Origin of the sequence: Burkholderia sp. AU4i (genome assembly GCF_000466765.1) — a bacterium.
Classification (GTDB): domain Bacteria; phylum Pseudomonadota; class Gammaproteobacteria; order Burkholderiales; family Burkholderiaceae; genus Burkholderia; species Burkholderia cepacia.
Genome location: NZ_ASSI01000010.1, coordinates 24,180 through 49,837 on the forward strand (window position 1 = coordinate 24,180; position 25,658 = coordinate 49,837).

General features: G+C 66.1%; 27 protein-coding genes and 1 pseudogene. 12 read left to right on the forward strand and 16 right to left on the reverse strand.

What is annotated here, in order from left to right; genetic code table 11:
* Positions 1-37: 37 nt before the first annotated feature.
* Positions 38-556, reverse strand: a complete 519-nt coding sequence (locus L810_RS01130) for an Rrf2 family transcriptional regulator (protein WP_042972750.1) — start codon at positions 554-556, stop codon at positions 38-40.
* Between the two features lie 252 nt (positions 557-808).
* Here L810_RS01130 and L810_RS01135 point away from each other — a divergent pair, with 252 nt between their 5' ends.
* Positions 809-1,378, forward strand: a complete 570-nt coding sequence (locus tag L810_RS01135; RefSeq protein WP_021156500.1) for a group III truncated hemoglobin — start codon at positions 809-811, stop codon at positions 1,376-1,378.
* Between the two features lie 79 nt (positions 1,379-1,457).
* On the opposite strand, the gene L810_RS01140 is transcribed toward L810_RS01135, so the two are convergent.
* The 6 genes from L810_RS01140 to L810_RS01165 form a co-directional block, all read right to left on the reverse strand.
* Positions 1,458-1,934 carry a molybdenum cofactor biosynthesis protein MoaE gene (locus L810_RS01140; protein WP_021156501.1) on the reverse strand — a complete coding sequence of 159 codons (477 nt, stop codon included), beginning with the start codon at positions 1,932-1,934 and terminating at the stop codon, positions 1,458-1,460.
* A 10-nt stretch (positions 1,935-1,944) separates the two neighbouring features.
* Complete coding sequence (gene moaD, locus L810_RS01145; protein WP_011352296.1) at positions 1,945-2,202, reverse strand: molybdopterin converting factor subunit 1; 258 nt, start codon at positions 2,200-2,202, stop codon at positions 1,945-1,947.
* A 19-nt stretch (positions 2,203-2,221) separates the two neighbouring features.
* Positions 2,222-3,469 carry a molybdopterin molybdotransferase MoeA gene (locus L810_RS01150; RefSeq protein WP_042972751.1) on the reverse strand — a complete coding sequence of 416 codons (1,248 nt, stop codon included), beginning with the start codon at positions 3,467-3,469 and terminating at the stop codon, positions 2,222-2,224.
* Between the two features lie 253 nt (positions 3,470-3,722).
* On the reverse strand, positions 3,723-5,174 hold the full coding sequence (thrC, locus tag L810_RS01155) for a threonine synthase (RefSeq protein ID WP_021156504.1): 1,452 nt from the start codon (positions 5,172-5,174) through the stop codon (positions 3,723-3,725).
* 14 nt (positions 5,175-5,188) lie between these two features.
* Complete coding sequence (locus L810_RS01160; protein ID WP_021156505.1) at positions 5,189-6,517, reverse strand: homoserine dehydrogenase; 1,329 nt, start codon at positions 6,515-6,517, stop codon at positions 5,189-5,191.
* 52 nt (positions 6,518-6,569) lie between these two features.
* The gene (locus L810_RS01165) at positions 6,570-7,808 is read right to left on the reverse strand and encodes a pyridoxal phosphate-dependent aminotransferase (RefSeq protein WP_021156506.1); all 1,239 of its coding nucleotides are present in this window, start codon (positions 7,806-7,808) and stop codon (positions 6,570-6,572) included.
* A gap of 316 nt (positions 7,809-8,124) precedes the next feature.
* Here L810_RS01165 and L810_RS01170 point away from each other — a divergent pair, with 316 nt between their 5' ends.
* The 9 genes from L810_RS01170 (at position 8,125) to L810_RS01210 (ending at position 16,487) form a co-directional block, all read left to right on the forward strand.
* The gene (locus tag L810_RS01170) at positions 8,125-8,499 is read left to right on the forward strand and encodes an Mth938-like domain-containing protein (RefSeq protein ID WP_021156508.1); all 375 of its coding nucleotides are present in this window, start codon (positions 8,125-8,127) and stop codon (positions 8,497-8,499) included.
* 124 nt (positions 8,500-8,623) lie between these two features.
* A complete protein-coding gene (locus L810_RS01175; protein WP_021156510.1) occupies positions 8,624-10,300 on the forward strand; it encodes a glycosyltransferase family 39 protein in 1,677 nt (558 codons plus the stop codon).
* A 13-nt stretch (positions 10,301-10,313) separates the two neighbouring features.
* Entirely contained in the window at positions 10,314-10,685 is a 372-nt protein-coding gene (locus L810_RS01180) for an EamA family transporter (RefSeq protein WP_021156511.1), read from the forward strand.
* 130 nt (positions 10,686-10,815) lie between these two features.
* Positions 10,816-11,967 (forward strand): DegT/DnrJ/EryC1/StrS family aminotransferase, encoded by a 1,152-nt coding sequence (locus L810_RS01185; RefSeq protein WP_021156512.1) that lies wholly within the window; start codon positions 10,816-10,818, stop codon positions 11,965-11,967.
* Positions 11,968-11,973: 6 nt separating this feature from the next.
* Positions 11,974-13,011, forward strand: a complete 1,038-nt coding sequence (locus L810_RS01190; RefSeq protein ID WP_021156513.1) for a glycosyltransferase — start codon at positions 11,974-11,976, stop codon at positions 13,009-13,011.
* Complete coding sequence (locus L810_RS01195) at positions 13,008-13,955, forward strand: formyltransferase (protein WP_021156514.1); 948 nt, start codon at positions 13,008-13,010, stop codon at positions 13,953-13,955. Before L810_RS01190 ends, L810_RS01195 begins: the two co-directional genes overlap by 4 nt.
* Complete coding sequence (locus tag L810_RS01200) at positions 13,952-15,007, forward strand: bifunctional UDP-4-keto-pentose/UDP-xylose synthase (RefSeq protein WP_006482864.1); 1,056 nt, start codon at positions 13,952-13,954, stop codon at positions 15,005-15,007. Before L810_RS01195 ends, L810_RS01200 begins: the two co-directional genes overlap by 4 nt.
* Positions 15,008-15,020: 13 nt before the next feature.
* Complete coding sequence (locus L810_RS01205) at positions 15,021-15,917, forward strand: polysaccharide deacetylase family protein (protein WP_021156515.1); 897 nt, start codon at positions 15,021-15,023, stop codon at positions 15,915-15,917.
* Between the two features lie 108 nt (positions 15,918-16,025).
* Positions 16,026-16,487, forward strand: coding sequence for a peroxiredoxin (locus L810_RS01210; protein WP_011657063.1), 462 nt, complete (start codon positions 16,026-16,028; stop codon positions 16,485-16,487).
* 198 nt (positions 16,488-16,685) lie between these two features.
* On the opposite strand, the pseudogene L810_RS49580 reads toward L810_RS01210, so the two are convergent.
* Positions 16,686-16,927, reverse strand: a pseudogene (locus tag L810_RS49580) (hypothetical protein); the annotation flags it as partial.
* On the opposite strand from L810_RS49580, the gene L810_RS01215 reads away from it, so the two are divergent.
* Positions 16,823-18,625 carry a PhoH family protein gene (locus L810_RS01215; RefSeq protein WP_042972757.1) on the forward strand — a complete coding sequence of 601 codons (1,803 nt, stop codon included), beginning with the start codon at positions 16,823-16,825 and terminating at the stop codon, positions 18,623-18,625. The pseudogene L810_RS49580 and the gene L810_RS01215 sit on opposite strands and share 105 nt — an antisense overlap.
* Positions 18,626-18,864: 239 nt before the next feature.
* Positions 18,865-19,947: a C40 family peptidase gene (locus L810_RS01220; RefSeq protein WP_021156517.1), complete on the forward strand. Its 1,083-nt coding sequence runs from the start codon at positions 18,865-18,867 to the stop codon at positions 19,945-19,947.
* A 144-nt stretch (positions 19,948-20,091) separates the two neighbouring features.
* Here L810_RS01220 and L810_RS01225 read toward each other — a convergent pair whose 3' ends face one another.
* From L810_RS01225 to L810_RS01260, 8 genes are all read right to left on the reverse strand, one after another.
* A complete protein-coding gene (locus L810_RS01225) occupies positions 20,092-21,102 on the reverse strand; it encodes an inorganic phosphate transporter (RefSeq protein ID WP_021156518.1) in 1,011 nt (336 codons plus the stop codon).
* Positions 21,103-21,112: 10 nt separating this feature from the next.
* Positions 21,113-21,739: a DUF47 domain-containing protein gene (locus L810_RS01230; RefSeq protein WP_006478627.1), complete on the reverse strand. Its 627-nt coding sequence runs from the start codon at positions 21,737-21,739 to the stop codon at positions 21,113-21,115.
* A 138-nt stretch (positions 21,740-21,877) separates the two neighbouring features.
* Positions 21,878-23,260 (reverse strand): replicative DNA helicase, encoded by a 1,383-nt coding sequence (locus L810_RS01235; protein ID WP_006486249.1) that lies wholly within the window; start codon positions 23,258-23,260, stop codon positions 21,878-21,880.
* 135 nt (positions 23,261-23,395) lie between these two features.
* Positions 23,396-23,848, reverse strand: coding sequence for a 50S ribosomal protein L9 (rplI, locus tag L810_RS01240; protein WP_021156519.1), 453 nt, complete (start codon positions 23,846-23,848; stop codon positions 23,396-23,398).
* A 27-nt stretch (positions 23,849-23,875) separates the two neighbouring features.
* Entirely contained in the window at positions 23,876-24,151 is a 276-nt protein-coding gene (gene rpsR, locus L810_RS01245; protein ID WP_006486248.1) for a 30S ribosomal protein S18, read from the reverse strand.
* A gap of 4 nt (positions 24,152-24,155) precedes the next feature.
* Positions 24,156-24,455, reverse strand: a complete 300-nt coding sequence (gene priB / locus L810_RS01250; protein WP_011657069.1) for a primosomal replication protein N — start codon at positions 24,453-24,455, stop codon at positions 24,156-24,158.
* Between the two features lie 40 nt (positions 24,456-24,495).
* Complete coding sequence (gene rpsF, locus L810_RS01255) at positions 24,496-24,870, reverse strand: 30S ribosomal protein S6 (protein ID WP_006402295.1); 375 nt, start codon at positions 24,868-24,870, stop codon at positions 24,496-24,498.
* A 242-nt stretch (positions 24,871-25,112) separates the two neighbouring features.
* Positions 25,113-25,658, reverse strand: a 546-nt coding sequence (locus L810_RS01260; protein WP_042972754.1) for an anti-sigma factor family protein, incomplete at its 5' end; no start/stop codon positions are given.

Here is a 25,658-nt window from a genome sequence, read left to right on the forward strand (position 1 = left end):
GGGCCGCTGCCGGGTCGCAGGGCGCGGCGCTCGCGTATCAGTCGGCCGTCGACGGCGGCTCGACGGACACGGGCGCGTCTTCCGGCAGCGGCGCGGCGGGATGCACGCGCACGACCGGGCGAATGCCGAGCAGCGCCATGAGCGGCGCAGCGGGTTCGACCAGTTCACCGAGCGTGTGACGGTCGAGTTCGGCGAAGAACGCGTCACGCGCGGCCGCCAGTACGCCCTTCAGGCGACACTGCGGCTCGATCACGCAGCCGCGCGACTCACCTTCGGCCGAAAAGCAGCCGACCAGCGCGAAATCGCTCTCGGTTGCGCGCACGACCTGGCCGACGGTCAGTTGCAGCGATTCGGGGAACAGCCTCAGCCCGCCATTGCGGCCGCGAACGGTGTCGACCCATCCCAGCTCGCCAAGCTGCTGCACGACTTTCATCAGATGGTTCTTCGAGATGCCGTAGGCGTCCGAGATCTCCTGGATCGTCGCGAGTCCCTCGCCGCGCACGGCAAGGTAAAGCATCACGCGCAGCGAATAGTCGGTGTAGTCGGTGAGTCTCATGGGTGAATACGGAAGAGATCGATCGTGTCCCATTTACGTGAGCCGGGCCGATCGGGATGCGCACGGGGCCGGTCGACAGCCCTGTTCCGCGGCCCCGGGTTGCCGGGATGGCGCGCGCGCAATAAGATGCGTGACATCTACACGTTTTTCAGGGGTCGTTGGTCGCTATTTTGCGTCAAAATCCGGCCGGCGTCCTGCCCGATGCCGGCGCCGCCGCCCCGTCGTTGTCTGTCTCTCCCGGCCCTTTTTGCCATGACCGTCCTGCCCGCCTCGCCCGAACCCGCACCGGCCCGCCCTCGCGACGCCGAGCCGACCGAAGAAAACATCCGCGATCTCGTCTACGCGTTCTACGACCGCGTGCGCACCGATCCGCTGCTCGGGCCCGTGTTCGACGCAAGGCTGGCCGGCCGCTGGGACGACCACCTGCCGAAGATGGTCACGTTCTGGTCGAGCCTCGTGCTCGGCACCAAGGGCTATCGCGGCAACGTGCAACAGGCGCACCAGCCGCTCGGCGGGATCGAGCCGGCCCATTTCAGCCGCTGGCTGTCGCTGTTCCTGAAGACCGTCGAGGCGCGCTACGCACCGCCCGCGGCGATCCGCTTCATGGAGCCGGCGCTGCGGATCGCACAGAGCCTGCAGTTGAGCCGCTTCGGCTGGGATTACCGGATTCCGCCCGAGCAGCAGGCGCTGCTCGACGCGATCGCACCGCGCCGCCGCGGCGGGGACGACGGGGGCGACGATCCGCACGCGTTGCCGTCGCGTGCCCGCGGCGAGCCGTTTCCGGCGAAGATCATCGGGCGCAGCGGCGATCCGGACGCGTAACGGGTTGCCGTCACGGGTTGCCGTCGCGCGCGGCGCTTGCATGCATGCGGCACCTTGCCGCACGATGCCGCCGCCGCGCTCAGCGTCGTGTATTGCCCGATTCGATCCCCCAGCGCGCGAGCGCGGCATCGTCGGTACTGCGCGCGTCGACCCAGCGCTCGCCGTCCGGCGTGGTTTCCTTCTTCCAGAACGGCGCTTCGGTCTTCAGGTAGTCCATCACGAACTCGCACGACGCGAACGCGTCGCCGCGGTGCGACGCAACCGTGGCGACCATCACGATCTGGTCGAGCGGCAGGAGCCTGCCGACGCGATGCACGATCGCGACGTCGATGCCCGGCCAGCGCCGGCCGGCCTCGGCCGCAATCTTCTCGAGCGCCTTCTCGGTCATCCCCGGATAGTGCTCGAGTTCCATCGCGGCAACCGCATCACCTTCGTTCAGATCGCGCACCGTGCCGACGAAGCACGCGACCGCGCCGATCTTCGGGTTGCGCGCACGCAATGCCGCGACCTCGGCGTTCAGGTCGAAGTCGTCGGTCTGGATTCGTACCGTTGCCATTGCCGGTGCCTCAACCGCCCGTCACCGGCGGAAAGAACGCCACTTCGCAGCCTTCGGTGAGCCGCGTATCGGGATCGGTCATCTCGTGATTGCACGCCATGCGCAGCGCGCGTCCTTCCGCGAGCGTCTCGGCCCATGCCCCGCCGCGCACGCGCAGCCACGCGCGCACGTCGCCCACGGTCGTGACGCTGTCCGGCACGTCGGCCTGCTCGTCGGCCACACCGAGTGCCTCGCGTACGCTTGCAAAAAATTTCAGCTGAATCTTCATGGTTCGGGAAGCCGTCGCGTTACGACAGCAGTTCGGAAAACGGAATGAAACGCACTGTCTCGCCGGCGCTGATCGCGTGCTGCGGCGGATTGTCGATCAGGCCGTCGCCCCACACCGTCGACGTCAGCACCGCCGAACTCTGGTTCGCGAACAGGTCGAGGCCGCCGGCCGCGTTCACGCGGGCACGCAGGAATTCGTTGCGGCGGTCGCCCTTGCGTTGCGAGAAGTCGGCACGCAGCGACAGCGCGCGTGGCGCAACGTCGCGCACGCCGGACAGGCGCAGCAGGAACGGCCGCACGAACAGCAGGAACGTGACGAAACTCGACACCGGGTTACCGGGCAGCCCGATGAAGTGCGCATCGGGGCGATCGTCGCCGCGGCGCACCGCGCCGTAGGCAAGCGGCTTGCCGGGCTTCATCGCGATCTGCCACAGCGCGAGCCGCCCTTCGGCCTCGACGGCCGGCTTCACGTGATCCTCGTCGCCGACCGACACGCCGCCGCTCGTCAGGATCACGTCGTGATCGCGCGCGGCCGCGCGCAGCGTGTCGCGCGTCGCGGCGAGCGAATCGGGCACGATCCCGTAGTCGGTCACGTGGCAGCCGAGCCGCTCCAGCAGCCCGCGCAGCGTGAAGCGGTTCGAGTTGTAGATCGCGCCGGGCTTCAGCGGCTCGCCCGGCATCGTCAGTTCGTCGCCGGTGAAGAACACCGCGACGCGAACCCGCCGCGCGACCGGCAACTGCGCGCAGCCGACCGATGCGGCAAGACCGAGCGCCTGCGGCGTGAGCCGCGTGCCGGCCGGCAGGATCACCGAGCCCTGCCGGATATCCGCGCCCTGCGCGGTGATCCATTCACCGGCCTTCGGCGTGTGCAGGATCTCGACCGCATCGCCGTCGGCCGACGCCTGCTCCTGCATCACGACAGCGTCGGCGCCGGGCGGCACCGTCGCGCCGGTGAAGATCCGCGCGGCCGTGCCGGCAACGAGCGGCGCGGCCGGATGGCCCGCCGGAATGCGCTGCGACACCGGCAAACGCCGCTCGCCATGCAGCAGGTCGGCGACGCGCACCGCATAGCCGTCCATCGCGCTCGTATGCATCGGCGGCACGTCGAGCGGCGAGCTCACGTCGGCCGCCAGCACGCGGCCGAGCGCATCGAGCGTGGCGACGGTTTCGACGCCGGGCAACGGCTTCGCGGCATCGAGCAGCGCGGCGAGCGCCTCGGCGGTCGACAGCATCGGCGCGCGCGGCGCCGCGGGATTCGGGTTCGACATCGATGGAATCGGGGATCGTTGGATGCAATACGTCATTGTAGCGACGCCGTCGCGCGGGCGCGCGATATGGCGGACATGCGGAAACTGTGATTCGCGCGAACGCGCGGGTCTGGCACTTGTTTCACGCGCGATGCCGGTTTGACCGCAGCCGCGCGGCGCGGCACCGCCAAACGAAACGGCCGGAACCCCGATCCGTTCGACGAATCGGCATTCCGGCCGTCCTGCGCTGCCGGGCCCGCGGCCCGGCCACGCGTCATGCGCCCGTATGGGCGGCGATGAAGTCCTTCACCTGCTGCGCGTCGGCCTTCACGACCTCGAAACGCTGCGGCAGCGCCTCGAGCCCGTCGAATGCGGCCGGACGCTCGGCCTCGCGATCGAGCGCCTCGCGAATCGTCTCGCCGAACTTGATCGGCTGAGCGGTCTCGAGCACGACCATCGGCACGCCCGCGTCGAGGTGCTCGCGCGCGACCTTCACGCCGTCGGCCGTGTGCGTATCGATCATCGTGTCGTAACGCGAGAACACGTCGCGGATCGTCGCGATGCGGTCCGTGTGGCTGCTGCGGCCCGACACGAAACCGAACTCGGCGACCCGTGCGAAATCGCCGCTCGCCGCGAGATCGAAGCCGCCTTTCTCCTCGACGTCGCGGAACAGCTGCATCACGCGCGCCGGATCGCGGCCGAGCAGGTCGAACACGAAGCGCTCGAAGTTCGATGCCTTCGAGATGTCCATGCTCGGGCTGCTCGTGTGATAGGTGTTCTCGGCGCTGCGCACGCGATACGCGCCCGTGCGGAAGAACTCGTCGAGCACGTCGTTCTCGTTGGTCGCGACCACGAGCTTCGCGATCGGCAGGCCCATCATCCGCGCGATGTGGCCCGCGCAGACGTTGCCGAAGTTGCCCGACGGCACCGTGAACGACACGCGCTCGTCGTTGGACTGCGTCGCCGCGAAGTAGCCCTTGAAGTAGTACACGACCTGCGCGACGACGCGCGCCCAGTTGATCGAGTTGACCGTGCCGATCTTCTGCTGCGCCTTGAACGCGTGATCGTTCGACACCGCCTTCACGATGTCCTGGCAGTCGTCGAACACGCCCTCGACCGCGAGGTTGAAGATGTTCGGATCCTGCAGGCTGAACATCTGGGCCGTCTGGAACGCGCTCATCTTCTTGTGCGGCGACAGCATGAACACGCGCACGCCGGCCTTGCCGCGCATCGCGTATTCGGCCGCGCTGCCCGTGTCGCCGGACGTCGCGCCGAGAATGTTCAGCGTCTGCCCGTGCTTCGCGAGCGTGTACTCGAACAGGCTGCCGAGCAGCTGCATTGCCATGTCCTTGAACGCGAGCGTCGGGCCGTTCGACAGTTCCAGCAGCGACAGCGCCGCGCCGTTCTCGGTGCCGAGCGTCTTCAGCGGCGTGATGTCGGACGCGTTCTCGCCATGGCGCGTGTTGCGGTACACGTCGGCCGTGTACGTGCGGCGCGTGATCGCGCGCAGGTCGTCGGCCGGCACGTCGTCGCAGAACTTCGACAGGATCTCGAACGCGAGATCCGCATACGGCAGCGTGCGCCAGCGCGCGAGCTCGTCGGCCGACACCTTCGGATATTCGGACGGCAGGTACAGCCCGCCGTCCTTCGCGAGGCCGCCGAGCAGGATGTCGGAGAACGTGTGGCGCTCGCCGATGCCGGCGCCGCGCGTGGAGATGTAGTTCATGTCGCCTTCCGTCCTCAGTTCAGCGCTTCCATGCGCAGCTTCGTTACCTTCGAGACCACCGTCGAGAGGCTCTCGATCTGCGCGATCGCCGCGTTGACGTTCTTCTCGACCGTCTCGTGCGTGATCAGGATGATGTCGGTCTCGCCGTTCGCGCCGTCGATCTGCTCGGATTCCTTCTGCAGCAGCGCGTCGATCGAGATGCCCGACGCGGCGAGGATGCGCGTGATGTCGGCCAGCACGCCCGTCTGGTCGGCGACGCGCAGGCGCAGGTAGTAGCCGCTCGTCACTTCCTCGATCGGCAGGATCGGCGTGTTCGACAGGCTGTCCGGCTGGAACGCGAGATGCGGCACGCGATGCTCCGGGTCCGCCGTGTGCAGGCGCGTGACGTCGACGAGATCCGCGACCACGGCCGACGCGGTCGGCTCCGCGCCCGCGCCCTTGCCGTAATACAGCGTCGTGCCGACCGCGTCGCCGTGCACGACGACCGCGTTCATCGCGCCCTCGACGTTCGCGAGCAGGCGCTTTTCCGGGATCAGCGTCGGGTGCACGCGCAGCTCGATGCCGTTTGCGGCGCGGCGCGCGATGCCGAGCAGCTTGATCCGGTAGCCGAGCTCTTCCGCGTAGCGGATGTCGGTCGCGTCGAGCTTGCTGATGCCTTCGACGTATGCGCGGTCGAACTGCACCGGCACGCCGAACGCGATCGCGCTCATGATCGTCGCCTTGTGCGCGGCGTCGACGCCTTCGATGTCGAAGGTCGGATCGGCTTCCGCGTAGCCGAGCTCCTGCGCGGCCTTCAGCGCGGTCGCGAAGTCGAGCCCGCGATCGCGCATTTCCGACAGGATGTAGTTGGTCGTGCCGTTGATGATGCCCGCGATGTACTGGATGCGGTTCGCGGTCAGGCCTTCGCGCAGCGCCTTGATGATCGGGATGCCGCCGGCGACGGCCGCTTCGAACGCGACCATCACGCCCTTCGCGCGCGCAGCCTCGAAGATCTCGGTGCCGTGCACCGCAAGCAGCGCCTTGTTGGCCGTCACGACATGCTTGCCGTTCGCGATCGCGCGCAGCACGAGGTCGCGCGCGATGCCCGTGCCGCCGATCATCTCGGCGACGATCGCGATCGACGGATCATCGACGACCGCGTTGAAATCGTCGGTGATCTGCGCGGCGCCGGCGTCGCCGCCGAGCGCAGCCAGCGCCTTGGCAGGGTTGCGCACCGCAATGCGCGTCACCTCGATGCCGCGCCCCGCGCGTCGCTTGATTTCTTCCTGGTTGCGGCCCAGCACCGTGAAGGTGCCGCTGCCCACCGTGCCGAAGCCCAACAGGCCAACTTTGATCGGTTCCATGCTGCGTGTGATCGATGAGTAAGAAGTAGTGAGTACCGTGTGGCCCTGCCGCTCAGGCCGAATGGCGCTTGCGGTAGCCGTCGAGGAAGCGTGCGATCCGGTTGATCGAATCGGTCAGGTCGTCGAGGTTCGGCAGGAAGACCACGCGGAAGTGGTCCGGCGTCGTCCAGTTGAAGCCCGTGCCCTGCACGAGCAGTACGCGCTCCTCGAGCAACAGGTCGAGAATGAACTGCTGGTCGTTCTGGATCGGATAAAGCTTCGGGTCGAGGCGCGGGAACATGTACAGCGCGGCCTGCGGCTTCACGCAGGTCACGCCCGGGATCGACGTGAGCATGTCGTACGCGAGTTCGCGCTGCTTGTACAGGCGCCCGCTCGGCACGATCAGCTCGTTGATGCTCTGGTAGCCGCCGAGCGCCGTCTGGATCGCGAACTGCCCGGGCACATTCGCGCACAGGCGCATCGACGACAGGATGCCGAGCCCCTCGAGGTAATCCTTCGCGCGCCGGCGGTTGTCGCCGCCGAGGCCCGACACGGCCATCCAGCCCGCGCGGTAGCCGCACGAGCGATAGCTCTTCGACAGGCTGTTGAACGTGACGGTGATCACGTCCTCCGACAGCGAACCCAGCGCCGTGTGCTCGAGGCCGTCGTAGACGATCTTGTCGTACACCTCGTCGGCGAACACGATCAGCCCGTGCTGGCGCGCGATCTCGAGCAGTTCGAGCAGCAATTCGTCCGAATAAAGCGCGCCCGTCGGGTTGTTCGGGTTGATCACGACGATCGCCTTCGTGTTCGGCGTGATCTTGCGGCGGATGTCGTCGAGATCGGGCATCCATGCGTTCTGCTCGTCGCAGATGTAATGCACCGGCGTGCCGCCCGACAGGCTGACCGCCGCCGTCCACAGCGGGTAGTCGGGCGCGGGCAGCAGCACTTCGTCGCCGTCGTTCAGGAGCGCCTGGGTCGCCATCACGATCAGCTCGGACGCGCCGTTGCCGATGTAGATGTCGTCGAGGCCGACGCCCACGACGCCCTTTTCCTGCGTGTAGTGCATCACCGCCTTGCGCGCCGAGAACACGCCCTTCGAATCCGAATAGCCGGACGACGTCGGCAGGTTGCGGATCATGTCCTGGATGATCTCGTCCGGCGCATCGAAACCGAACGGCGCGAGGTTGCCGATGTTCAGCTTGATGATGCGGTGGCCTTCTTCCTCGAGGCGCTTCGCGTGCTCGAGCACCGGGCCACGGATGTCGTAGCAGACGTTGAGCAGCTTGTTCGACTTCTGAATCGGTTTCACGACGACACGGTTCCTGGGTTGGCCTTGCGGCCGGGGGGACGGGATCAAAACTGGAAAGCGGCCGGTCTGTGCGCGCTGTCTAGACTGGGGAAAAGCGGGCGGTCGGGCGCGGCTTGTGGCGACGCGCGACGCAAGTGGCGCCCGGGGGCGACCAAAAAGTTATAATTTAGCGGATTTTGGCCGACTTTCGCAATGCACCATAGCCGCGCCGGGCCCACGCCGTCAGGCGTCCCGCGTGCCCGGGCAAGCGAAACCGGCCTTCCGGGCCCCCTGTGGCCCTGCAACACATTCCCCTTCGGAACCGCGGAATACCGACTTGAAACTGCACCAGGACGCGAGCGGCGCGCTCAACACCGTCACCGGCTACGGCCCCGATTATGTCGACGTCAATCTCGAACGCCATGAAACGAGCGTCATCGTGCTGCCCGGCGCGCCGGTCCAGACGTGGCCCGTGTCGTCATTCGACGCGCTCGCGCCCGAGCATTTCGCGATGCTGCTCGAGCCGACGCCCGAACTCGTCATCTTCGGCAGCGGCGCACGGCTGCGCTTCCCGCACCCGCGGCTCGTCGCGGCACTCACGGCCAAGCGGATCGGCGTCGAGACGATGGATTTCCAGGCGGCCTGCCGCACCTACAACATCCTGATGGCCGAAGGCCGCAAAGTCGCCGCCGCGCTCTTAATTGAACGTTAATCCGCGATGCGGTAAAACTCGGGCCGGCGCAGCGGGTCGATCCCCCGGATCGGCCCGGGCAGGCCGCCCGCCCCCGGCGCAACCCGCCGGCGGCCCGTCACAACAACCAACAGGCTGAAAATCCATGAACGATACGCCGTCGAGGCTACCGCTCAACCGCATCACGCTCGTCCTCCTCGTCGTCGCGCTCGCGATCGTCTGGTTCGCGCCGCTCGGGCTGCGCCACCTGATCCCGAGCGACGAAGGCCGCTACGCGGAAATGGCGCGCGAGATGTTCGTCACCGGCGACTGGATCACGCCGCGCTACAACGGCTACAAGTATTTCGAGAAGCCGCCGCTGCAGACCTGGCTGAACGCGCTCACGTTCGCGTGGTTCGGCATCGGCGAATGGCAGGCGCGCCTCTACACGGCCGTCGCGAGCTTCGCCGGCGTGCTGCTGGTCGGCTTCACGGGCGCGCGCCTGTTCAACCCGCTGTCGGGCTTCCTCGCCGCCGTCGTGCTCGCGGCGTCGCCGTACTGGAACCTGATGGGCCACTTCAACGCGCTCGACATGGGCCTTGCGTTCTGGATGGCGCTGTCGCTGTGCTCGCTGCTGCTCGCGCAACGGCCCGGGCTGCGCCCGGCCGCGGCACGCGACTGGATGTGGGCGTGCTGGGCCGCGATGGCGTTCGCGGTGCTGTCGAAGGGCCTCGTCGGCCTGATCCTGCCCGGCGCTGTGCTCGTGCTCTATACGTTGATCGCGCGCGACTGGGCGCTCTGGAAGCGCCTGTACCTGGTGAGCGGCCTCGTGATCTTCTTCGCGATCGTCACGCCGTGGTTCGTGCTCGTCCAGCAGCGCAACCCCGAGTTCTTCAACTTCTTCTTCATCGTCCAGCAGTTTCGCCGGTACCTGACCCCGGAACAGAACCGTCCGGGCCCGCTCTACTACTTCGTGCCCGTGCTGCTGGTCGGCTTCCTGCCGTGGCTGTCGGTTGCGTGGCAGAGCATCCGCCATGCGCTGCGGATGCCGCGCCAGCCGAACGGCTTCTCGCCGATGCTCGTGCTGCTGATCTGGAGCGCATTCATCTTCCTGTTCTTCAGCGCGTCGCATTCGAAGCTGATCTCGTACGTGCTGCCGGTCGCGCCGGCGCTCGCGCTGATCATCGGCGCGTACCTGCCGCTGATGACCGCCGACCGGTTCCGCCGCCACCTGCTCGGCTACCTCGTGTTCTTCGTCGCCGCGGCGTTCGGGATCATCTTCCTCGCATACCAGGGCGATGCCCGCACGCCGAACGCGCTGTACCGCGCGTTCCAGATGTGGCTGTATGCGGGCCTCGCGGTCGCCGCCGCGCTGACGCTCGGGGCCGCCTGGCTGAACCGCCGCACGGGCGTCGCCGCCGCGCTTGCCGCGTTCGGCGCCGCGTGGCTCGCCTTCGGCACGATCGGCGGCACCGGGCACGACGAGTTCGGCCGCTACAGCTCGGGCGCGCTGCTCGCGCCGACGGTGCGCGCCGAGCTGGCGAAACTGCCGCCCGACACGCCGTTCTACTCGATCGAGATGCTCGATCACACGTTCCCGTTCTACATGGGCCATACGACGATCATGGTCCAGCGCCAGGACGAGCTCGCGTTCGGCATCTCGATGGAGCCCAACAAGTGGATTCCGACCGTCGACGAATGGATCACGCGCTGGAAGCAGGAAACCCATGCGCTCGCGATCATGCCGCCCGGCCAGTACGACGCCCTGGTCAAGCAAGGCGTGCCGATGCGCGTGGTCGCGCGCGACAACCGTCGCGTGATCGTCGAGAAACCGCAATCGTAAGGACGCCCATCGCATGAATCCCGTTTCGCTCGTCTGCATCGTCACCGGCGTGATGCTCAACGCCGTTGCGCAACTGCTGCTGAAGGCCGGCGTCAACGCCGTCGGGCACTTCGAGTTCAGCCGCGCGAACATCATCCCGGTCGGGCTGAAGATCGCCACCCAACTGCCGATCATCGGCGGCCTCGGCTGCTACGTGCTGAGCGTCGTGGTCTGGATCCTCGGGCTGTCGCGGGTCGACGTGTCGATCGCGTACCCGATGCTGTCGCTCGGCTACGTCGTCAACGCGTTCGCGGCCTGGTACCTGTTCGGCGAGGTGCTGTCGATCCAGCGGCTCGTCGGCATCGGCATCATCCTGATCGGCGTGCTGGTGCTCGCGCGAAGCTGAGCACGCTCCGCCGCGTTAAGCGTCCGCCTACAAAAAATCACGGTGCGTTTCCGCCAACCGGTGTTTAATGCCGGTTTCGGCCGGGATCGCCCGACCCTTTTATTACACGCCATTACAGGCCAAAGCGTACATGAGCCAGACTACCGCTCCGTTTCTGCCGTTCACCCGCCCCGAGATCGATGAGGAAACCATCCAGGGCGTCGTCGAAGTGCTGCGTTCGGGCTGGATCACCACCGGCCCGCAAAGCCAGAAATTCGAAGCGGCGCTGTCCGAATACTGCGGCGGCCGTCCGGTCCGCGCGTTCAACTCGGGCACCTGCACGCTCGAGATCGGCCTGCGCATCGCGGGCGTCGGCCCCGGCGACGAGGTGATCACGACGCCGGCGTCGTGGGTCTCGACCAGCAACGTGATCCTCGAGACGGGCGCGACGCCCGTGTTCGCCGACATCGATCCCGTCACGCGCAACATCGACCTCGACAAGCTCGAGCAGGCGATCACGCCGCGCACGAAGGCGATCATCCCCGTGTTCCTGTCCGGCCTGCCGGTCGACATGGACCGCCTGTACGCGATCGCGCGCGCGCACAAGCTGCGCGTGATCGAGGACGCCGCGCAGGCGTTCGGCTCGACGTGGAACGGCAAGCGCATCGGCGCGATCGGCGACATCGTGTCGTTCAGCTTCCACGCGAACAAGAACCTCACGACGATCGAAGGCGGCGCGCTCGTGCTGAACAACGAGGAAGAAGCGACGCTCGCGCAGAAATACCGGCTGCAGGGCATCACGCGCACCGGCTTCGACGGGATGGACTGCGACGTGCTCGGCGGCAAGTACAACCTGACCGACGTCGCCGCGCGTGTCGGCCTCGGCCAGCTGCCGCACATCGAACGCTTCACCGCGCAGCGCCGCGCGCTCGCCCGCGCGTATTTCGACGCATTCGACGGCAGCGCGGCCGTGAAGCTCGGCGTCGGCCTGCCGGTCGCCGAATTCGAGAACGGCAACTGGCACATGTTCCTGATCACGCTGCCGCTTGAGCGGCTGACGATCACCCGCGCCGAGTTCATGGCGCAGATGAAGGAACGCGGCATCGGCACGGGCATCCACTACCCGGCGATCCATCTTTTCACGCTGTACCGTGCGCGCGGCTTCAAGGAGGGCATGTTCCCCCACGCCGAACGGTACGGCGCGTCGACCGTCACGCTGCCGCTCTTCACGCAGATGACGGAAGGCGATGTGCGTCGCGTGGTCGACGCCATCAACCAGATTTGCGAACAATACGGAAATTAAGCGTACATGAGTCACCTTGAAGCACGCGCCGGGCATCCGGGCGCCGGGCACCTGGACGCAGGCCGTCCCGAAGTATCGGTCATCATCCCCGTGTACAACGAGGAAGACGGCCTCGCCGCGCTGTTCGCGCGGCTGTATCCGGCGCTCGACGCACTCGACACGTCATACGAAGTGATCCTGATCAACGACGGCAGCCGCGACCGCTCGGCCGCGATGCTCGCCGATCAGTTCCACGTACGTCCCGACACGACGCGCATCGTGCTGCTCAACGGCAACTACGGCCAGCACATGGCGATCCTCGCCGGCTTCGCGCAATCGCGCGGCGAGATCGTCATCACGCTCGACGCCGACCTGCAGAACCCGCCCGAGGAAATCGCCAAGCTGATCGCGAAGATGCGCGAGGGCTACGACTACGTCGGCTCGATCCGCAAGCAGCGCCAGGACAGCCTGTGGCGGCGCAAGGCGTCGCAGATGATGAACCGGCTGCGCGAGCGCATCACGCGCATCAAGATGACCGACCAGGGCTGCATGCTGCGCGCGTACAGCCGCCGCATCATCGATACGATCAACGTATGCGGCGAAGTCAACACGTTCATCCCCGCGCTCGCCTATACGTTCGCGCAGAAGCCGACCGAGATCGAGGTCGCGCACGAGGAGCGCTTCGCCGGCGAATCGAAGTACTCGCTGTACAGCCTGATCCGGCTGAACTTCGACCTCGTGACGGGCTTCTCGGTCGTGCCGCTGCAGTGGCTGTCGTTCATCGGCGTGATCCTGTCGCTCGGCTCCGCCGCGCTGTTCGTGCTGCTGCTCGTGCGACGCTTCATCGTCGGCGCGGAAGTGCAAGGCGTGTTCACGCTGTTCGCGATCACGTTCTTCCTGCTCGGCGTGATCATCTTCGCGCTCGGCCTGCTCGGCGAGTACGTCGGACGCATCTACCAGCAGGTGCGCGCGCGGCCGCGCTACCTGATCCAGGCCGTGCTCGAGCAGCACGACGGCGTGCCGCCGGTGCCGGCCGGCACGAACCGCACGGGAGCCGGGCAATGAAACCGCGCGCAGTCGTCTTCGCGTATCACAACGTCGGCGTGCGCTGCCTGCAGGTGCTGCTCGCGCGCGGCGTCGACGTCGCACTCGTCGTCACGCACGAGGACAACCCGAACGAGAACATCTGGTTCGGCAGCGTCGCATCGGTCGCCGCCGAGCACGGGATCCCGGTCGTCACGCCGGCCGATCCCGCCGATCCGGCGCTGCGCCGCGCGGTGTCCGACGCGCAGCCCGATTTCATCTTCTCGTTCTACTACCGGCACATGCTGCCGGTGGACCTGCTCGCGATCGCGCCGCGCGGCGCGTACAACATGCACGGTTCGCTGCTGCCGAAATACCGGGGTCGGGTACCGACCAACTGGGCCGTGCTGAACGGCGAGACCGAAACCGGCGCAACGCTGCACGAGATGGCCGCGAAGCCCGACGCGGGCGCGATCATCGCCCAGACCGCGGTGCCGATCCTGCCGGACGACACGGCCGCGCAGGTGTTCGACAAGGTCACGGTGGCCGCCGAGCAGACGCTCTGGCGCGTACTGCCCGCGCTGCTCGCGGGCGAGGCGCCGCACCTGCCGAACGACCTCGCGACCGGCAGCTACTACGGCGGGCGCAAGCCCGAGGACGGCCGCGTCGACTGGTCGAAGCCGGCCGCGCAGGTCTACAACCTGGTGCGCGCGGTCGCGCCCCCGTATCCGGGCGCGTTCACGGACGTCGACGGCACGCGTTTCGTGATCGCGCGCGCGCGCCTCGCGGCGCCCGGCAGCGCGGCAGCGGCCGCCGCGGCAGATTTGCCGCCCGGCCTGCACGTAAGCGATAATGCGCTATTCGGCGTCTGCGGCGACAGCCGCGCCCTATCCATTCTCGAGCTGTGGCAGCAGCGCGACGGCAGCGAAACCGTCGTGACGCCCGCGGAATTCGCGCAGTTCATTCATTCTTCCCGTCATTCATGAAAGCAAAAAAAGTCCTGATCCTGGGTGTGAACGGCTTCATCGGCCATCACCTGTCGAAGCGCATTCTTGAAACCACCGATTGGGAAGTGTTCGGCATGGACATGCAGACCGACCGGCTGGGCGACCTCGTCAACCACGAGCGGATGCATTTCTTCGAAGGCGACATCACGATCAACAAGGAGTGGGTCGAGTATCACGTGAAGAAGTGCGACGTGATCCTGCCGCTCGTCGCGATCGCGACGCCCGCCACCTACGTCCAGCAGCCGCTGCGCGTGTTCGAACTCGACTTCGAGGCGAACCTGCCGATCGTGCGTTCGGCCGTCAAGTACGGCAAGCACCTCGTGTTCCCGTCGACCTCCGAGGTCTACGGCATGTGCTCGGACGAGCAGTTCGACCCGGATGCATCGGCCCTCACCTACGGCCCGATCAACAAGCCGCGCTGGATCTACGCGTGCTCGAAGCAGCTGATGGACCGCGTGATCTGGGGCTACGGGATGGAAGGCCTGAACTTCACGCTGTTCCGTCCGTTCAACTGGATCGGCCCGGGCCTCGACTCGATCTACACGCCGAAGGAAGGCAGCTCGCGCGTCGTCACGCAGTTCCTCGGCCACATCGTGCGCGGCGAGAACATCAGCCTCGTCGACGGCGGCTCGCAGAAGCGCGCATTCACCGACATCGGCGACGGCATCAGCGCGCTGATGAAGATCATCGAGAACAAGGACGGCGTCGCGTCGGGCAAGATCTACAACATCGGGAATCCGAAGAACAACTTCTCGGTTCGCGAACTCGCGCACAAGATGCTCGAACTGGCGGCGGAATTCCCCGAATACGCCGATTCGGCCAAGCAGGTGAAGCTCGTCGAGACGACGTCCGGCGCGTACTACGGCAACGGCTACCAGGACGTGCAGAACCGTGTGCCGAAGATCGACAACACGATGCAGGAGCTCGGCTGGGCACCGCAGGCGACGTTCGACGACGCGCTGCGCAACATCTTCGAAGCGTATCGCGGCCACGTCGCCGACGCGCGCGCGCTCGTCGAGCAGCAAGGCTGAGCGGGACGTTCGCTTGGCTCGCATCGTCCTCAAGATCGACGTCGACACGCTGCGCGGCACGCGCGAAGGCGTGCCGAACCTCGCGCGCATCTTCGACCGCTTCAGTGCGCGCGCGACCTTCCTCTTCAGCCTCGGGCCCGATCACACGGGCTGGGCGCTGCGGCGCGTGTTCCGCCCCGGCTTCCTGAAGAAGGTGTCGCGCACGTCGGTGGTCGAACACTACGGCGTGAAGCAGCTGATGTACGGCGTGCTGCTGCCGGGCCCCGACATCGGCCGCCGCGCGATCGCCGACATGCGCGCGATTCACGAGGCCGGCTTCGAATGCGGGATCCACACGTGGGATCACGTGTACTGGCAAGACAACGTCCGTGCGCGCGATCGCGACTGGACCGCGCGTGAAATGCAGAAGAGTCACGCGCGCTTCATCGAGATCTTCGGCGCGCCGCCCGTCACGCACGGCGCGGCCGGCTGGCAGATGAACGATTCCGCGTTCGAGCAGATCGACGCATGGGGGATGCGCTACGCATCCGACGGCCGCGGCCATTCGCCGTACCTGCCCGTCGTCGACGGCCGCACGCTGTCGCACGTGCAGATGCCGACCACGCTGCCGACGCTCGACGAAGTGCTCGGCATCGACGGCGTCGACACGCACAACGTCGCCGCGCACATCCTCAAGTTCACCGAAACCAATCCGCACGACCAGGTGTTCACGCTGCATGCGGAACTGGAAGGCCAGAAGCTCGCGCCCGTGTTCGAGCAACTGCTCGCCGGCTGGCGCGCGCAAGGCCACACGTTTGCGACGATGGGCGACTACCACGCGACGCTGGACCGCGACTCGCTGCCATCGTACCCTGTCACGTGGGGCGAAATTCCCGGCCGCTCCGGCGAACTGATCGTCCAGCCCGACTGAGTTCGCGCGCGCCGGCGTCGCCCGCGCCGCCCATGCGGCGCGCTGCCGCGACGCCCCGCCGAACTGCGCCGCCGCAGCGGCGCCTTTCCATAACAACAGGAGAAACACGTGTCCGTCGAAGTTGACCGTCAAGTTCCCGATTTCACCGCACCGGCCACGGGCGGCGACATTTCGCTGTCCGGCCTGAAGGGCAAGAAACTCGTGCTGTACTTCTATCCGAAGGACAACACGCCGGGCTGCACGACCGAAGGGCTGCAGTTCCGCGATCTCTATCCGAAGTTCAAGAAAGCCGGTGCGGAAGTCATCGGCGTGTCGCGCGACAGCCTGCGCTCGCATGACAATTTCAAGGCAAAGCTCGAACTGCCGTTCCCGCTGATTTCCGATGCCGACGAAGCGCTGTGCGCGCTGTTCGATGTCATCAAGATGAAGAAAATGTATGGGAAGGAAGTGCGCGGAATCGAGCGCTCGACGTTCCTGATCGACGCCGACGGCGTGCTTCGCCAGGCATGGCGCGGCATCAAGGTACCGGGTCATGTGGACGACGTGCTAAGTGCTGTACAAGCGCTTTGAGGCGCGTTATATTGGGCCGCAATGAATGCCAGTTCGCCCCATATTTCTCGTAGCTGCGCCGGTGCCTGTTGCAATGCTTCACGGCACCTGACGCGCATCACGACGGCATCAGCCGAGCCGCATGTCCCTGTCGACGGGGCAGCGGCTTTTTTTATGGAACGCGCGCCGGCCCTCCCCGGTCCGGCCTTTACCGCATCGAGGAGCTGATCGACACTTAGGCGAACCGGCTAGACGAAATTCCTGTGCGCCACCGCGCGCAAACTGCATGCATCTACGTCACGCAGGATGCGATCAGCGGCGCACGCCATGCGACACGATTCCTCCCGAGGGACACCATGCCTTTGCCTACTCCCCCCAGCAAGCTCGGCAGCCTGCTGCCGCCCGACGAATACAAGGCGAAAGCGCGGCCCGCGAAAGCCGCGAAGAAATCCGCCGAAGGGGACGCATCCACAGCCGGTGACTACGGTCCGGCGAGCGTGGCCCAACCGATGATCGAAGCCGCGAACACGGCCGCGCCGCTGCGCGCCGTCGCGTCTTCGGCGCAGGAAACCGCGAGCGCACCCGCACGCGGTCGCAAGACCAGACAGACGGCCGCACTGTTGCAGCCGATGCCGGCACCCGCCGAACCCGCGGCGCCGGTCGTCGCGCGCAACGACAAGCCGGCCGCCGGCAAACCGGCCGCGGCTCCCGCGCGCGACACGGGCGCCGCGACGAAATCGCGCAGCCGCAAGGCCGCCGAAGCCGAACAGCAGAAACTGTTCGTGCTCGACACCAACGTGCTGATGCACGACCCGAGCAGCCTCTTCCGCTTCGAGGAACACGACGTCTATCTGCCGATGATGACGCTCGAGGAACTCGACAACCACAAGAAGGGGATGTCCGAAGTCGCGCGCAACGCACGCCAGGTCAGCCGCACGCTCGACGCGCTGGTCGCCGACGCGGGCCCGATCACGGCCGGCATTCCGCTGTCGCGCCTCGGCAGCCGCGAGGCGGTCGGCCGCCTGTACTTCCAGACGAAGCTCACCGACATCGCGCCCGTCGAAGGCCTGCCCGAAGGCAAGGCCGACAACCAGATCCTCGGCGTCGTGCGCGCGCTGCAGCGCGACCGGCCGGACCGCCAGGTCGTGCTGGTGTCGAAAGACATCAACATGCGGATCAAGGCGCATGCGCTCGGCCTGCCCGCTGAAGACTACTTCAACGACCAGGTGCTCGAGGATTCGGATCTCCTGTACAACGGCGTGCGTGAGCTGCCGCAGGATTTCTGGACCAAGCATGCGAAGGGCATGGAGAGCTGGCAGGACACGAAGACGGGCACCACGTACTACCGCGTGACGGGCCCGCTCGTCGCGTCGATGCTCGTCAACGAGTTCGTCTATCTCGAGCCGCAGAACGGCGAGCCGACGTTCCATGCGATCGTCCGCGAACTGAACGGCAAGACGGCGCTGCTGCAGACGCTGCGCGACTACAGCCACCACAAGAACAACGTGTGGGGCATCACCGCGCGCAATCGCGAGCAGAATTTCGCGCTGAACCTGCTGATGAACCCGGAGATCGACTTCGTCACGCTGCTCGGCCAGGCCGGTACCGGCAAGACGCTCGTCGCGCTCGCGGCCGGCCTCGCGCAGGTGCTCGACGACAAACGCTACAACGAGATCATCGTGACGCGCGCGACCGTGCCCGTCGGCGAGGACATCGGTTTCCTGCCCGGCACCGAGGAAGAGAAGATGCAGCCGTGGATGGGTGCCTTCGACGACAACCTCGAAGTACTGCAGAAGACCGACGACGCCGCCGGCGAATGGGGGCGTGCCGCGACGCAGGAACTGATCCGTTCGCGCCTGAAGGTGAAGAGCATGAACTTCATGCGCGGCCGCACGTTCGTCGACAAGTACCTGATCATCGACGAGGCGCAGAACCTGACGCCGAAGCAGATGAAGACGCTCGTCACGCGTGCGGGCCCGGGCACGAAGATCGTGTGCCTCGGCAACATCGCGCAGATCGACACGCCTTACCTGACCGAAGGCAGCTCGGGGCTCACGTATGTCGTCGACCGCTTCAAGGGCTGGGGCCACAGCGGCCACGTGACGCTCGCGCGCGGCGAACGCTCGCGACTCGCCGACTACGCGTCGGACATCCTGTAACGCGACAGGCCGGCCCGTCGGCCGGCCGTCGACGCATCGCGGCGCTCCGTTTCCGGAGCGCCGTTTTTATTTTTGGGGTCTGAAACGTTGGTCATGCATCGTTACGCAACAGCTGCACTTACGCGCGAAACTTCAAGTAAATTCTCAGGAACGGTTGATTAAGTCCCGCCGGAACGTCTACCATCGGGTCTGTCTGTTGTCATACGATTCGCGAGCGTCCCGCGCTCGCCCGCCTTGCCATGCTTCGAATCTGGGTTCCCGTTGCTGTCGTTTCACTGCTTGCGGCCTGCTCCAGCGTGCCGCCGCAGTCGGCATCGCGCCCCGCGTCGGGCATGAGGATCACGACGCCGCGCGCATTCCCCGCTCCCGCCAATTTCCCGAAGTTCGTCGATCACAGCGTCGGCCAGGAAGAAATTTCGATCCAGGCGATGAGCCTCGTCGGCGTCCCGTATCGCTGGGGTGGCAACACGCCGACGAGCGGCTTCGACTGCAGCGGGCTCGTGCGCTACGTGATCGGCCGCGCAGCCGACGTGAACCTGCCGCGCACGACCGCCGACATGAGCGGCCGCGGCGTATCGGTCGAGCCCGACCAGATCGCGCCGGGCGACCTGATCTTCTTCAACACGACCGGACGGCCGCATTCGCACGTCGGCATCTACGTCGGCAAGCTGCGCTTCGTCAACGCACCGTCGACGGGCGGCACCGTGCGGCTCGACTACCTGACGAACCCGTACTGGGCCAAGCGTTTCGACGGCATTCGCCGCGTCGCGCCGCCGCGCGGGGCACCGACGCCGTTCGATGCGCCGACCTACGAGGCGAAGCGCGACGAGCCGCGCAATTCGCCGGCGGTCGCGGCTGCTCCGGTGGTCGTGACGGCTGCCACCGCGCCGCGGCAACCTGCGACTGCGTCGTCGCAAGCGAGAGCGGCGCAGGTGCAGGCGCCCGCCCCGACCACGCCGGTCGTGACGACGGCCGCAGTTGCACCAGCAGCACCGGCCGCCGATCCGTACGAACCGCCGCCCTCGCGGATGCAGACGGCCCAGCAGCAGGCCACGTCGATGAATGACGAGGTGACCGCGACGACGGCCAATGCCGCACCCGCCGCCACGGCGGAAGCCGGCACGCAGATTCCGACGACCGCACTGACGGCCGCCCAGGCCGCCGCCTTCGATGCCGAACCGCCGCCCGCCACCGCGTCGATGCCTCCACGCAGCACCGAGCCCGTGCAGGTGTGGCGTGCGTCGACGCAATCCGCGCCCGTCAGTCCGCGCACGAGTACGGCAGACGATCCGATCGCGCGGTTCGCGAACGGCAGTTACTGACCGGTCGCTCGACCTTCGACCGCCGCGAGGTTGGCGGCATCCGCCGCCCTCCACCTCGCCGCCCCCTTCCGCCGCCCCAATAGAAAATGCGCCGCAGCCTTTCGGCTTGCGGCGCATTTCATGTCCGTTCGACAGTGCGGTCGATCAGAAGATCTGATGGCCGAGCCACCATCCACCGGCCGCGAACAGCGCGGCTGCGGGCAGCGTCAGCACCCACGCCCATACGATGTTGCCGGCGACACCCCAGCGCACGGCCGACAGCTTCTGTGTCGCACCGACACCGACGATCGCGCCGGTGATCGTATGCGTGGTCGATACGGGAATGCCGAGGAACGACGCGATGAACAGCGTGATCGCCCCGCCGCTTTCCGCGCAGAAACCGCCGACCGGCTTGAGCTTCGTGATCTTCTGGCCCATCGTGCGCACGATGCGCCAGCCGCCGAACAGCGTGCCGAGGCCCATCGACAGGTAGCACGCGCCGATCACCCACGCGGGCGGCGCATCGGCGGTGGCCGATGCGTAGCCGCTCGCGATCAGCAGCATCCAGATGATGCCGATCGTCTTCTGTGCGTCGTTGCCGCCGTGGCCGAGGCTGTACAAGCCGGCCGACAGCAGCTGCAGCCGGCGGAAGCGCCGGTCGACCTTGCTGGGCGCGGTTCGGAAATACAGCCACGACACGCCGAGCATGAACAGCGAACCGAGGATGAAACCGAGCAGCGGCGAAATGAAGATGAACGCAACCGTCTTCAGCAGCCCGTCGATGTTCAGCGAGCCCCAGCCCGACTTCGCGAGCGCGGCGCCGACGAGGCCGCCGATCAGTGCGTGCGACGAGCTCGACGGAATCCCGTAGTACCAGGTGATCACGTTCCAGCCGATCGCGCCGACCAGCGCGCCGAATATGACGTAGTGGTCGACGATCTCGGGGTCGATCGTGCCTTTGCCGACGGTCTGCGCGACTTTAAGGTGGAAGATGAAATACGCGATCACGTTGAACGCGGCCGCGAATACGACGGCCTGCTGGGGCTTCAGCACCCCGGTCGACACGACGGTGGCGATCGAGTTCGCCGCGTCGTGAAAGCCGTTCATGAAGTCGAATACGAGCGCGACGAGAACGAGCGTCGCGACCATCCAGAGGGCGAGTTGTATCGAATGCATCGTGGTCCGCTCAGGCGTTTTCCAGCACGATGCCTTCGATGATGTTCGCGACGTCCTCGCACTTGTCGGTGATCTCTTCGAGCAGCTCGTAGATCGCCTTCAGCTTGATGAGCGTCTTCACGTCGTCTTCCTCGCGGAACAGCTTCGACATCGCCGCGCGCAGCACGCGATCGGCCTCCGATTCCCAGCGGTCGATCTCCTCGCACTGCTTGAGGATCTGCGCCGACTGCTTCATGTCGGACAGCAACCCGACCGCCTGCTGCACGTGCTGGGCGGACTGCGTGACGATGTGCGCGAGCTGGCTCGCCTCGGACGTGACGGACTGCACGTCGTACAGCGACACGGCGGTCGCGACGTCTTCCATCAGGTCGAGGATGTCGTCCATCGTCGTGATCAGCTTGTGGATCTCGTCGCGATCGAGCGGCGTGATGAAAGTCTTGTGCAGCAGATCGATCGCCTCGTGCGTGAGCTTGTCAGCGGCCTTCTCGGCAATTTGCACGTTTTGCTTGTGAATCTCGGCGTCGGCGAGATTGTCGATCAGCAGTTCGAGCTCGCGGCCACCGGAAACGATGTGCTTCGCGTGCGCGTTGAAGAGTTCAAAGAACTTGCCCTCGGTGGGCATGAATCGACCGAACATGGGATTCCTGAGAGATTGTCAAACTACTGTCACGAAAACGGGCGACATTGTACCGTTTTCGGTCGCGCCGCGACGCGCGCACATGCGCGCACCGGGATTGGATACAACGTTTGGCGATTTAGGACTTTACAATCGGCGTTACTCGCCGTAGAACGTCTGCGCTCCCGCAAAGTTGTCGAACTTCGTGTATTGCCCCAGGAACGTGAGCCGAACGGGGCCGATCGGGCCGTTACGCTGCTTGCCGATGATGATCTCGGCCGTGCCCTTGTCGGGGCTGTCCGGGTTGTAAACTTCGTCGCGGTAAATGAACAGGATCACGTCCGCATCCTGTTCGATTGCGCCCGATTCGCGCAAATCGGACATCACCGGACGCTTGTTCGGGCGCTGTTCGAGGCCGCGGTTCAACTGCGACAGCGCGATCACCGGCACGTCGAGTTCCTTCGCGAGACTCTTCAGCGATCGCGAGATTTCCGAGATTTCGGTCGCCCGGTTCTCGCCCTGCGACGAACCCGACATCAGCTGCAGGTAGTCGACGATGATCAGCCCGAGCTTGCCGCACTGCCGCGCCAGGCGCCGCGCGCGCGAGCGCAATTCCATCGGGTTCAGGCCGCCCGTCTCGTCGATGAAGAGCTGCGCCTCGCTCATCTTCTGCACCGCGTGCGTCAGCTTCGGCCAATCCTCGTCCGTCAGGCGCCCGGTACGCATCCGGTGCTGGTCGAGCCGGCCGATCGAGCCGAGCATACGCATCACGAGCTGGGTGCCCGGCATTTCCATCGAGAACACCGCGACCGGCAGCCCGTACTCGACCGCGACGTATTCGCCGATGTTCATCGAAAAGGCGGTCTTACCCATCGACGGTCGCCCCGCGACGATGATCAGTTCGCCGCCGTGCATCCCGGAGGTCATCCGGTCGAGGTCGACGAAGCCCGTCGGCGTACCCGTGACGTCGCTCGGGTTCGCGGTGTGATACAGCGTGTCGATGCGCTCGACGACCTGCGTGAGCAGCGGGCCGATCTCGAGGAAGCCCTGGTTGCCGCGCGCGCCCTCTTCGGCGATCGAGAACACCTTCGATTCGGCCTCGTCGAGCAGCTGACGGACTTCCTTGCCCTGCGGGTTGAACGCATCGGCCGAGATTTCGTCGGCAACCGACACGAGCCGGCGCAGCACCGCACGGTCGCGCACGATTTCCGCATAACGGCGGATGTTCGCGGCGCTCGGCGTGTTCTGCGCGAGGGCATTCAGGTACGCGAGGCCGCCGACGTCGTCGGCCTTGCCGGACGTGGTCAGCGCTTCGTACACGGTCACGACGTCGGCCGGGCGCGTCGACGCGATCAGCCGGCCGATGTGCTCGTAGATGATCCGGTGATCGTAGCGGTAGAAATCGCCCTGAGACAGGAAGTCGGCAATCCGGTCCCATGCCGCGTTGTCGAGCAACAGGCCGCCGAGCACCGACTGTTCGGCTTCGACCGAATGCGGCGGGACTTTCAGCGATTCGATTTGGGGATCTTGCGGCGCGTTCATGGGTTGGGATTATCGCGAATAGATCGCAGCAGCGCTACCGCTCCGGCGATCGGGCAATAAAAAAGGCAGGCCCCGGTTGCCCGGGCGCCTGCCCTTGTCCGGACGACGGAAGCCGCCCGGAAAGCTTGCGTACGCTTACGCGTGGTCGCCGATCACGTTGATCGTGACGTCGACGACGACGTCCGTGTGCAGCGCGACCTGGACGTTGTGCTCGCCGATCATCTTCAGCGGGCCTTCCGGCATGCGAACTTGCAGCTTCTCGACTTCGAAACCTGCCTTCTTCAGCAGTTCCGCGACGTCGCCGTTCGTGACCGAGCCGAACAGACGGCCGTCAACGCCCGACTTCTGCGTGATTTCGAACGACTGGCCGTTCAGCTTCTCGCCGACTGCCTGCGATGCTGCCAGCTTTTCAGCGGCGATCTTTTCGAGTTCAGCGCGGCGCACTTCGAATTCGGCGATCGCTTCCTTCGTTGCACGGCGAGCCTTGCGGTTCGGGATCAGGAAGTTGCGAGCGTAACCGTCCTTGACCTTGACGATGTCGCCCAGGTTGCCCAGATTGGCGACTTTTTCCAACAGAATGATTTGCATTCGAATTCTCCTTATGGCGTCGCCGAGTTACGCCTTGTGCTGATCGGTGTACGGCAGCAGCGCGAGGAAACGCGCACGCTTGATTGCCGTGTCGAGCTGACGCTGATAGTGCGCCTTCGTACCCGTCAGACGCGCCGGCGTGATCTTGCCGTTTTCGCCGATGAAGTCCTTCAGCGTTTCCGTGTCCTTGTAGTCGATCTGCTCGACGCCTGCGGCCGTGAAACGGCAGAACTTCTTGCGCTTGAAGAGCGGGTTTTGTTGCTGACGACGCTTGTCGAATTTCTTACCAGTCGGGCGGGGCATGATTTCAGTCCTTTCCAATGTCCTGCAATGCTGTGATGTGAAACACCAAGGTTCTCGCGTTGCGGCTTTTCTTTGCCAGGAAGCCCGTGAACAGCGTTTCGACGCCCATTTCACGGCTTTCCAGCCTGCCGCTCGCCTCACCGGCCGCCACCGCCTCGATCGTCATTTCGACCTGACGGGGAATGCCTGCTTCGACGACTTCCGTGCGGTGATGCAATGTGGCGCTTGCGATCGGAACACCTGCCGGCGTATATCGCACCGGTGCGCGTTCGACGACGCTCGCCGTCAATTGCAACCTGTTCACGTGAGTGGCGCGCTCCTTGATGGCTTAATGAATGACGAACTTAAGCCTGCGCTTCGGTCGGCTGAGCTGCAGCCGCCTTCTTGGCTTCTTCGCGCTGAACTTCCTTCATCATCGGCGACGGGCCGGTTTCGGCCTTCTTCATCTTGACGATGAGGTGGCGCAGCACGGCGTCGTTGAACTTGAACGCGTGTTCGAGTTCGTCGAGCGTCGTCTGGTCGCACTCGATGTTCATGCAGACGTAGTGAGCCTTCGCGAGTTTCTCGATCATGTAGGCCAGTTGGCGACGGCCCCAGTCTTCGACACGGTGGATCTGACCGCCGTGCGACGTGATCGTGGTCTTGTAACGCTCGATCATCGCGGGCACTTGCTCGCTCTGATCGGGGTGCACGATGAATACGATTTCGTAATGACGCATTACACACTCCTTGTGGATTAAAGCCACCCGGGCGTCTGAACCGGTGTGGCAAGTGAGAAGCCGAAGATTCTAACCCGGATACGGGGCGCATGCAAGACCAATCGACGATCGGCGTGCGGATTCGGCCATGTTTTCAAAGACTTGAAGGGGCGAGGCCGGGCAGCCGGGCCGTTCTTCGGCCTTTTCCCCGGTCAGGGTCGGAGCGCAAGCGTGCGGCGGGCCCGCAGCCCGCCGTCGCGACGTCACTCGCTGCGCGTGCCGGCCAGCCGCGCGTCGAGCGCGGTCCTGAACGCCGCAAGTGCCGACGGCTCGGCGTCGGTCACGGCCCACCACGTCATCCCGGCCGCATCCCAGCGGTCGAGCGCATAACCCTGCGACACGGTCGAGTACGGCGCCCCCGGCCCTTCCCCGGCCGGCCGCACATAGACGTCGATCACGTGCTGCCGGTAACGGTACACCAGCACCGCGACACGGCGGCGCCCGACGTAGTCGAGCCGGCCGCCGACCAGCGCGAAGCCGTTCGCCGCGAGATCCTCGACCGGCGGCGCATAGTCGAGCCGGCCGTTGAACCACGGCTTGACCGTGTGCCGGTCGGTCGAGATCACGTCGATGTCGCGCGCCGACAGGTCGGCACGCACGTGGCTCGACACGAGTTCGTCGACCGTGCGGTCGGTGTCGGCGTGGCGCGCGGACACCACCATCCCGCCCGCCGCGGCAAGCGCCACCAGCAGCGCGACGCCCCAGCCGAGGCCGGGCAATGCCGCGACGCGCGGCCCGGTGCCGGCCGT

What these genes read in the sequence shown, in the direction of transcription:
- L810_RS01130 (WP_042972750.1), bottom strand. Translation starts at nt 556, where the DNA reads ATGAGACTCACCGACTACACCGACTATTCGCTGCGCGTGATGCTTTAC.
- L810_RS01135 (WP_021156500.1), top strand. Translation starts at nt 809, where the DNA reads ATGACCGTCCTGCCCGCCTCGCCCGAACCCGCACCGGCCCGCCCTCGC.
- L810_RS01140 (WP_021156501.1), bottom strand. Translation starts at nt 1,934, where the DNA reads ATGGCAACGGTACGAATCCAGACCGACGACTTCGACCTGAACGCCGAG.
- moaD (WP_011352296.1), bottom strand. Translation starts at nt 2,202, where the DNA reads ATGAAGATTCAGCTGAAATTTTTTGCAAGCGTACGCGAGGCACTCGGT.
- L810_RS01150 (WP_042972751.1), bottom strand. Translation starts at nt 3,469, where the DNA reads ATGTCGAACCCGAATCCCGCGGCGCCGCGCGCGCCGATGCTGTCGACC.
- thrC (WP_021156504.1), bottom strand. Translation starts at nt 5,174, where the DNA reads ATGAACTACATCTCCACGCGCGGCGCCGGCATCGGCGAGCGCCACACG.
- L810_RS01160 (WP_021156505.1), bottom strand. Translation starts at nt 6,517, where the DNA reads ATGGAACCGATCAAAGTTGGCCTGTTGGGCTTCGGCACGGTGGGCAGC.
- L810_RS01175 (WP_021156510.1), top strand. Translation starts at nt 8,624, where the DNA reads ATGAACGATACGCCGTCGAGGCTACCGCTCAACCGCATCACGCTCGTC.
- L810_RS01180 (WP_021156511.1), top strand. Translation starts at nt 10,314, where the DNA reads ATGAATCCCGTTTCGCTCGTCTGCATCGTCACCGGCGTGATGCTCAAC.
- L810_RS01185 (WP_021156512.1), top strand. Translation starts at nt 10,816, where the DNA reads ATGAGCCAGACTACCGCTCCGTTTCTGCCGTTCACCCGCCCCGAGATC.
- L810_RS01190 (WP_021156513.1), top strand. Translation starts at nt 11,974, where the DNA reads ATGAGTCACCTTGAAGCACGCGCCGGGCATCCGGGCGCCGGGCACCTG.
- L810_RS01195 (WP_021156514.1), top strand. Translation starts at nt 13,008, where the DNA reads ATGAAACCGCGCGCAGTCGTCTTCGCGTATCACAACGTCGGCGTGCGC.
- L810_RS01200 (WP_006482864.1), top strand. Translation starts at nt 13,952, where the DNA reads ATGAAAGCAAAAAAAGTCCTGATCCTGGGTGTGAACGGCTTCATCGGC.
- L810_RS01215 (WP_042972757.1), top strand. Translation starts at nt 16,823, where the DNA reads ATGCCTTTGCCTACTCCCCCCAGCAAGCTCGGCAGCCTGCTGCCGCCC.
- L810_RS01220 (WP_021156517.1), top strand. Translation starts at nt 18,865, where the DNA reads ATGCTTCGAATCTGGGTTCCCGTTGCTGTCGTTTCACTGCTTGCGGCC.
- L810_RS01225 (WP_021156518.1), bottom strand. Translation starts at nt 21,102, where the DNA reads ATGCATTCGATACAACTCGCCCTCTGGATGGTCGCGACGCTCGTTCTC.
- L810_RS01230 (WP_006478627.1), bottom strand. Translation starts at nt 21,739, where the DNA reads ATGTTCGGTCGATTCATGCCCACCGAGGGCAAGTTCTTTGAACTCTTC.
- L810_RS01235 (WP_006486249.1), bottom strand. Translation starts at nt 23,260, where the DNA reads ATGAACGCGCCGCAAGATCCCCAAATCGAATCGCTGAAAGTCCCGCCG.
- rplI (WP_021156519.1), bottom strand. Translation starts at nt 23,848, where the DNA reads ATGCAAATCATTCTGTTGGAAAAAGTCGCCAATCTGGGCAACCTGGGC.
- rpsR (WP_006486248.1), bottom strand. Translation starts at nt 24,151, where the DNA reads ATGCCCCGCCCGACTGGTAAGAAATTCGACAAGCGTCGTCAGCAACAA.
- rpsF (WP_006402295.1), bottom strand. Translation starts at nt 24,870, where the DNA reads ATGCGTCATTACGAAATCGTATTCATCGTGCACCCCGATCAGAGCGAG.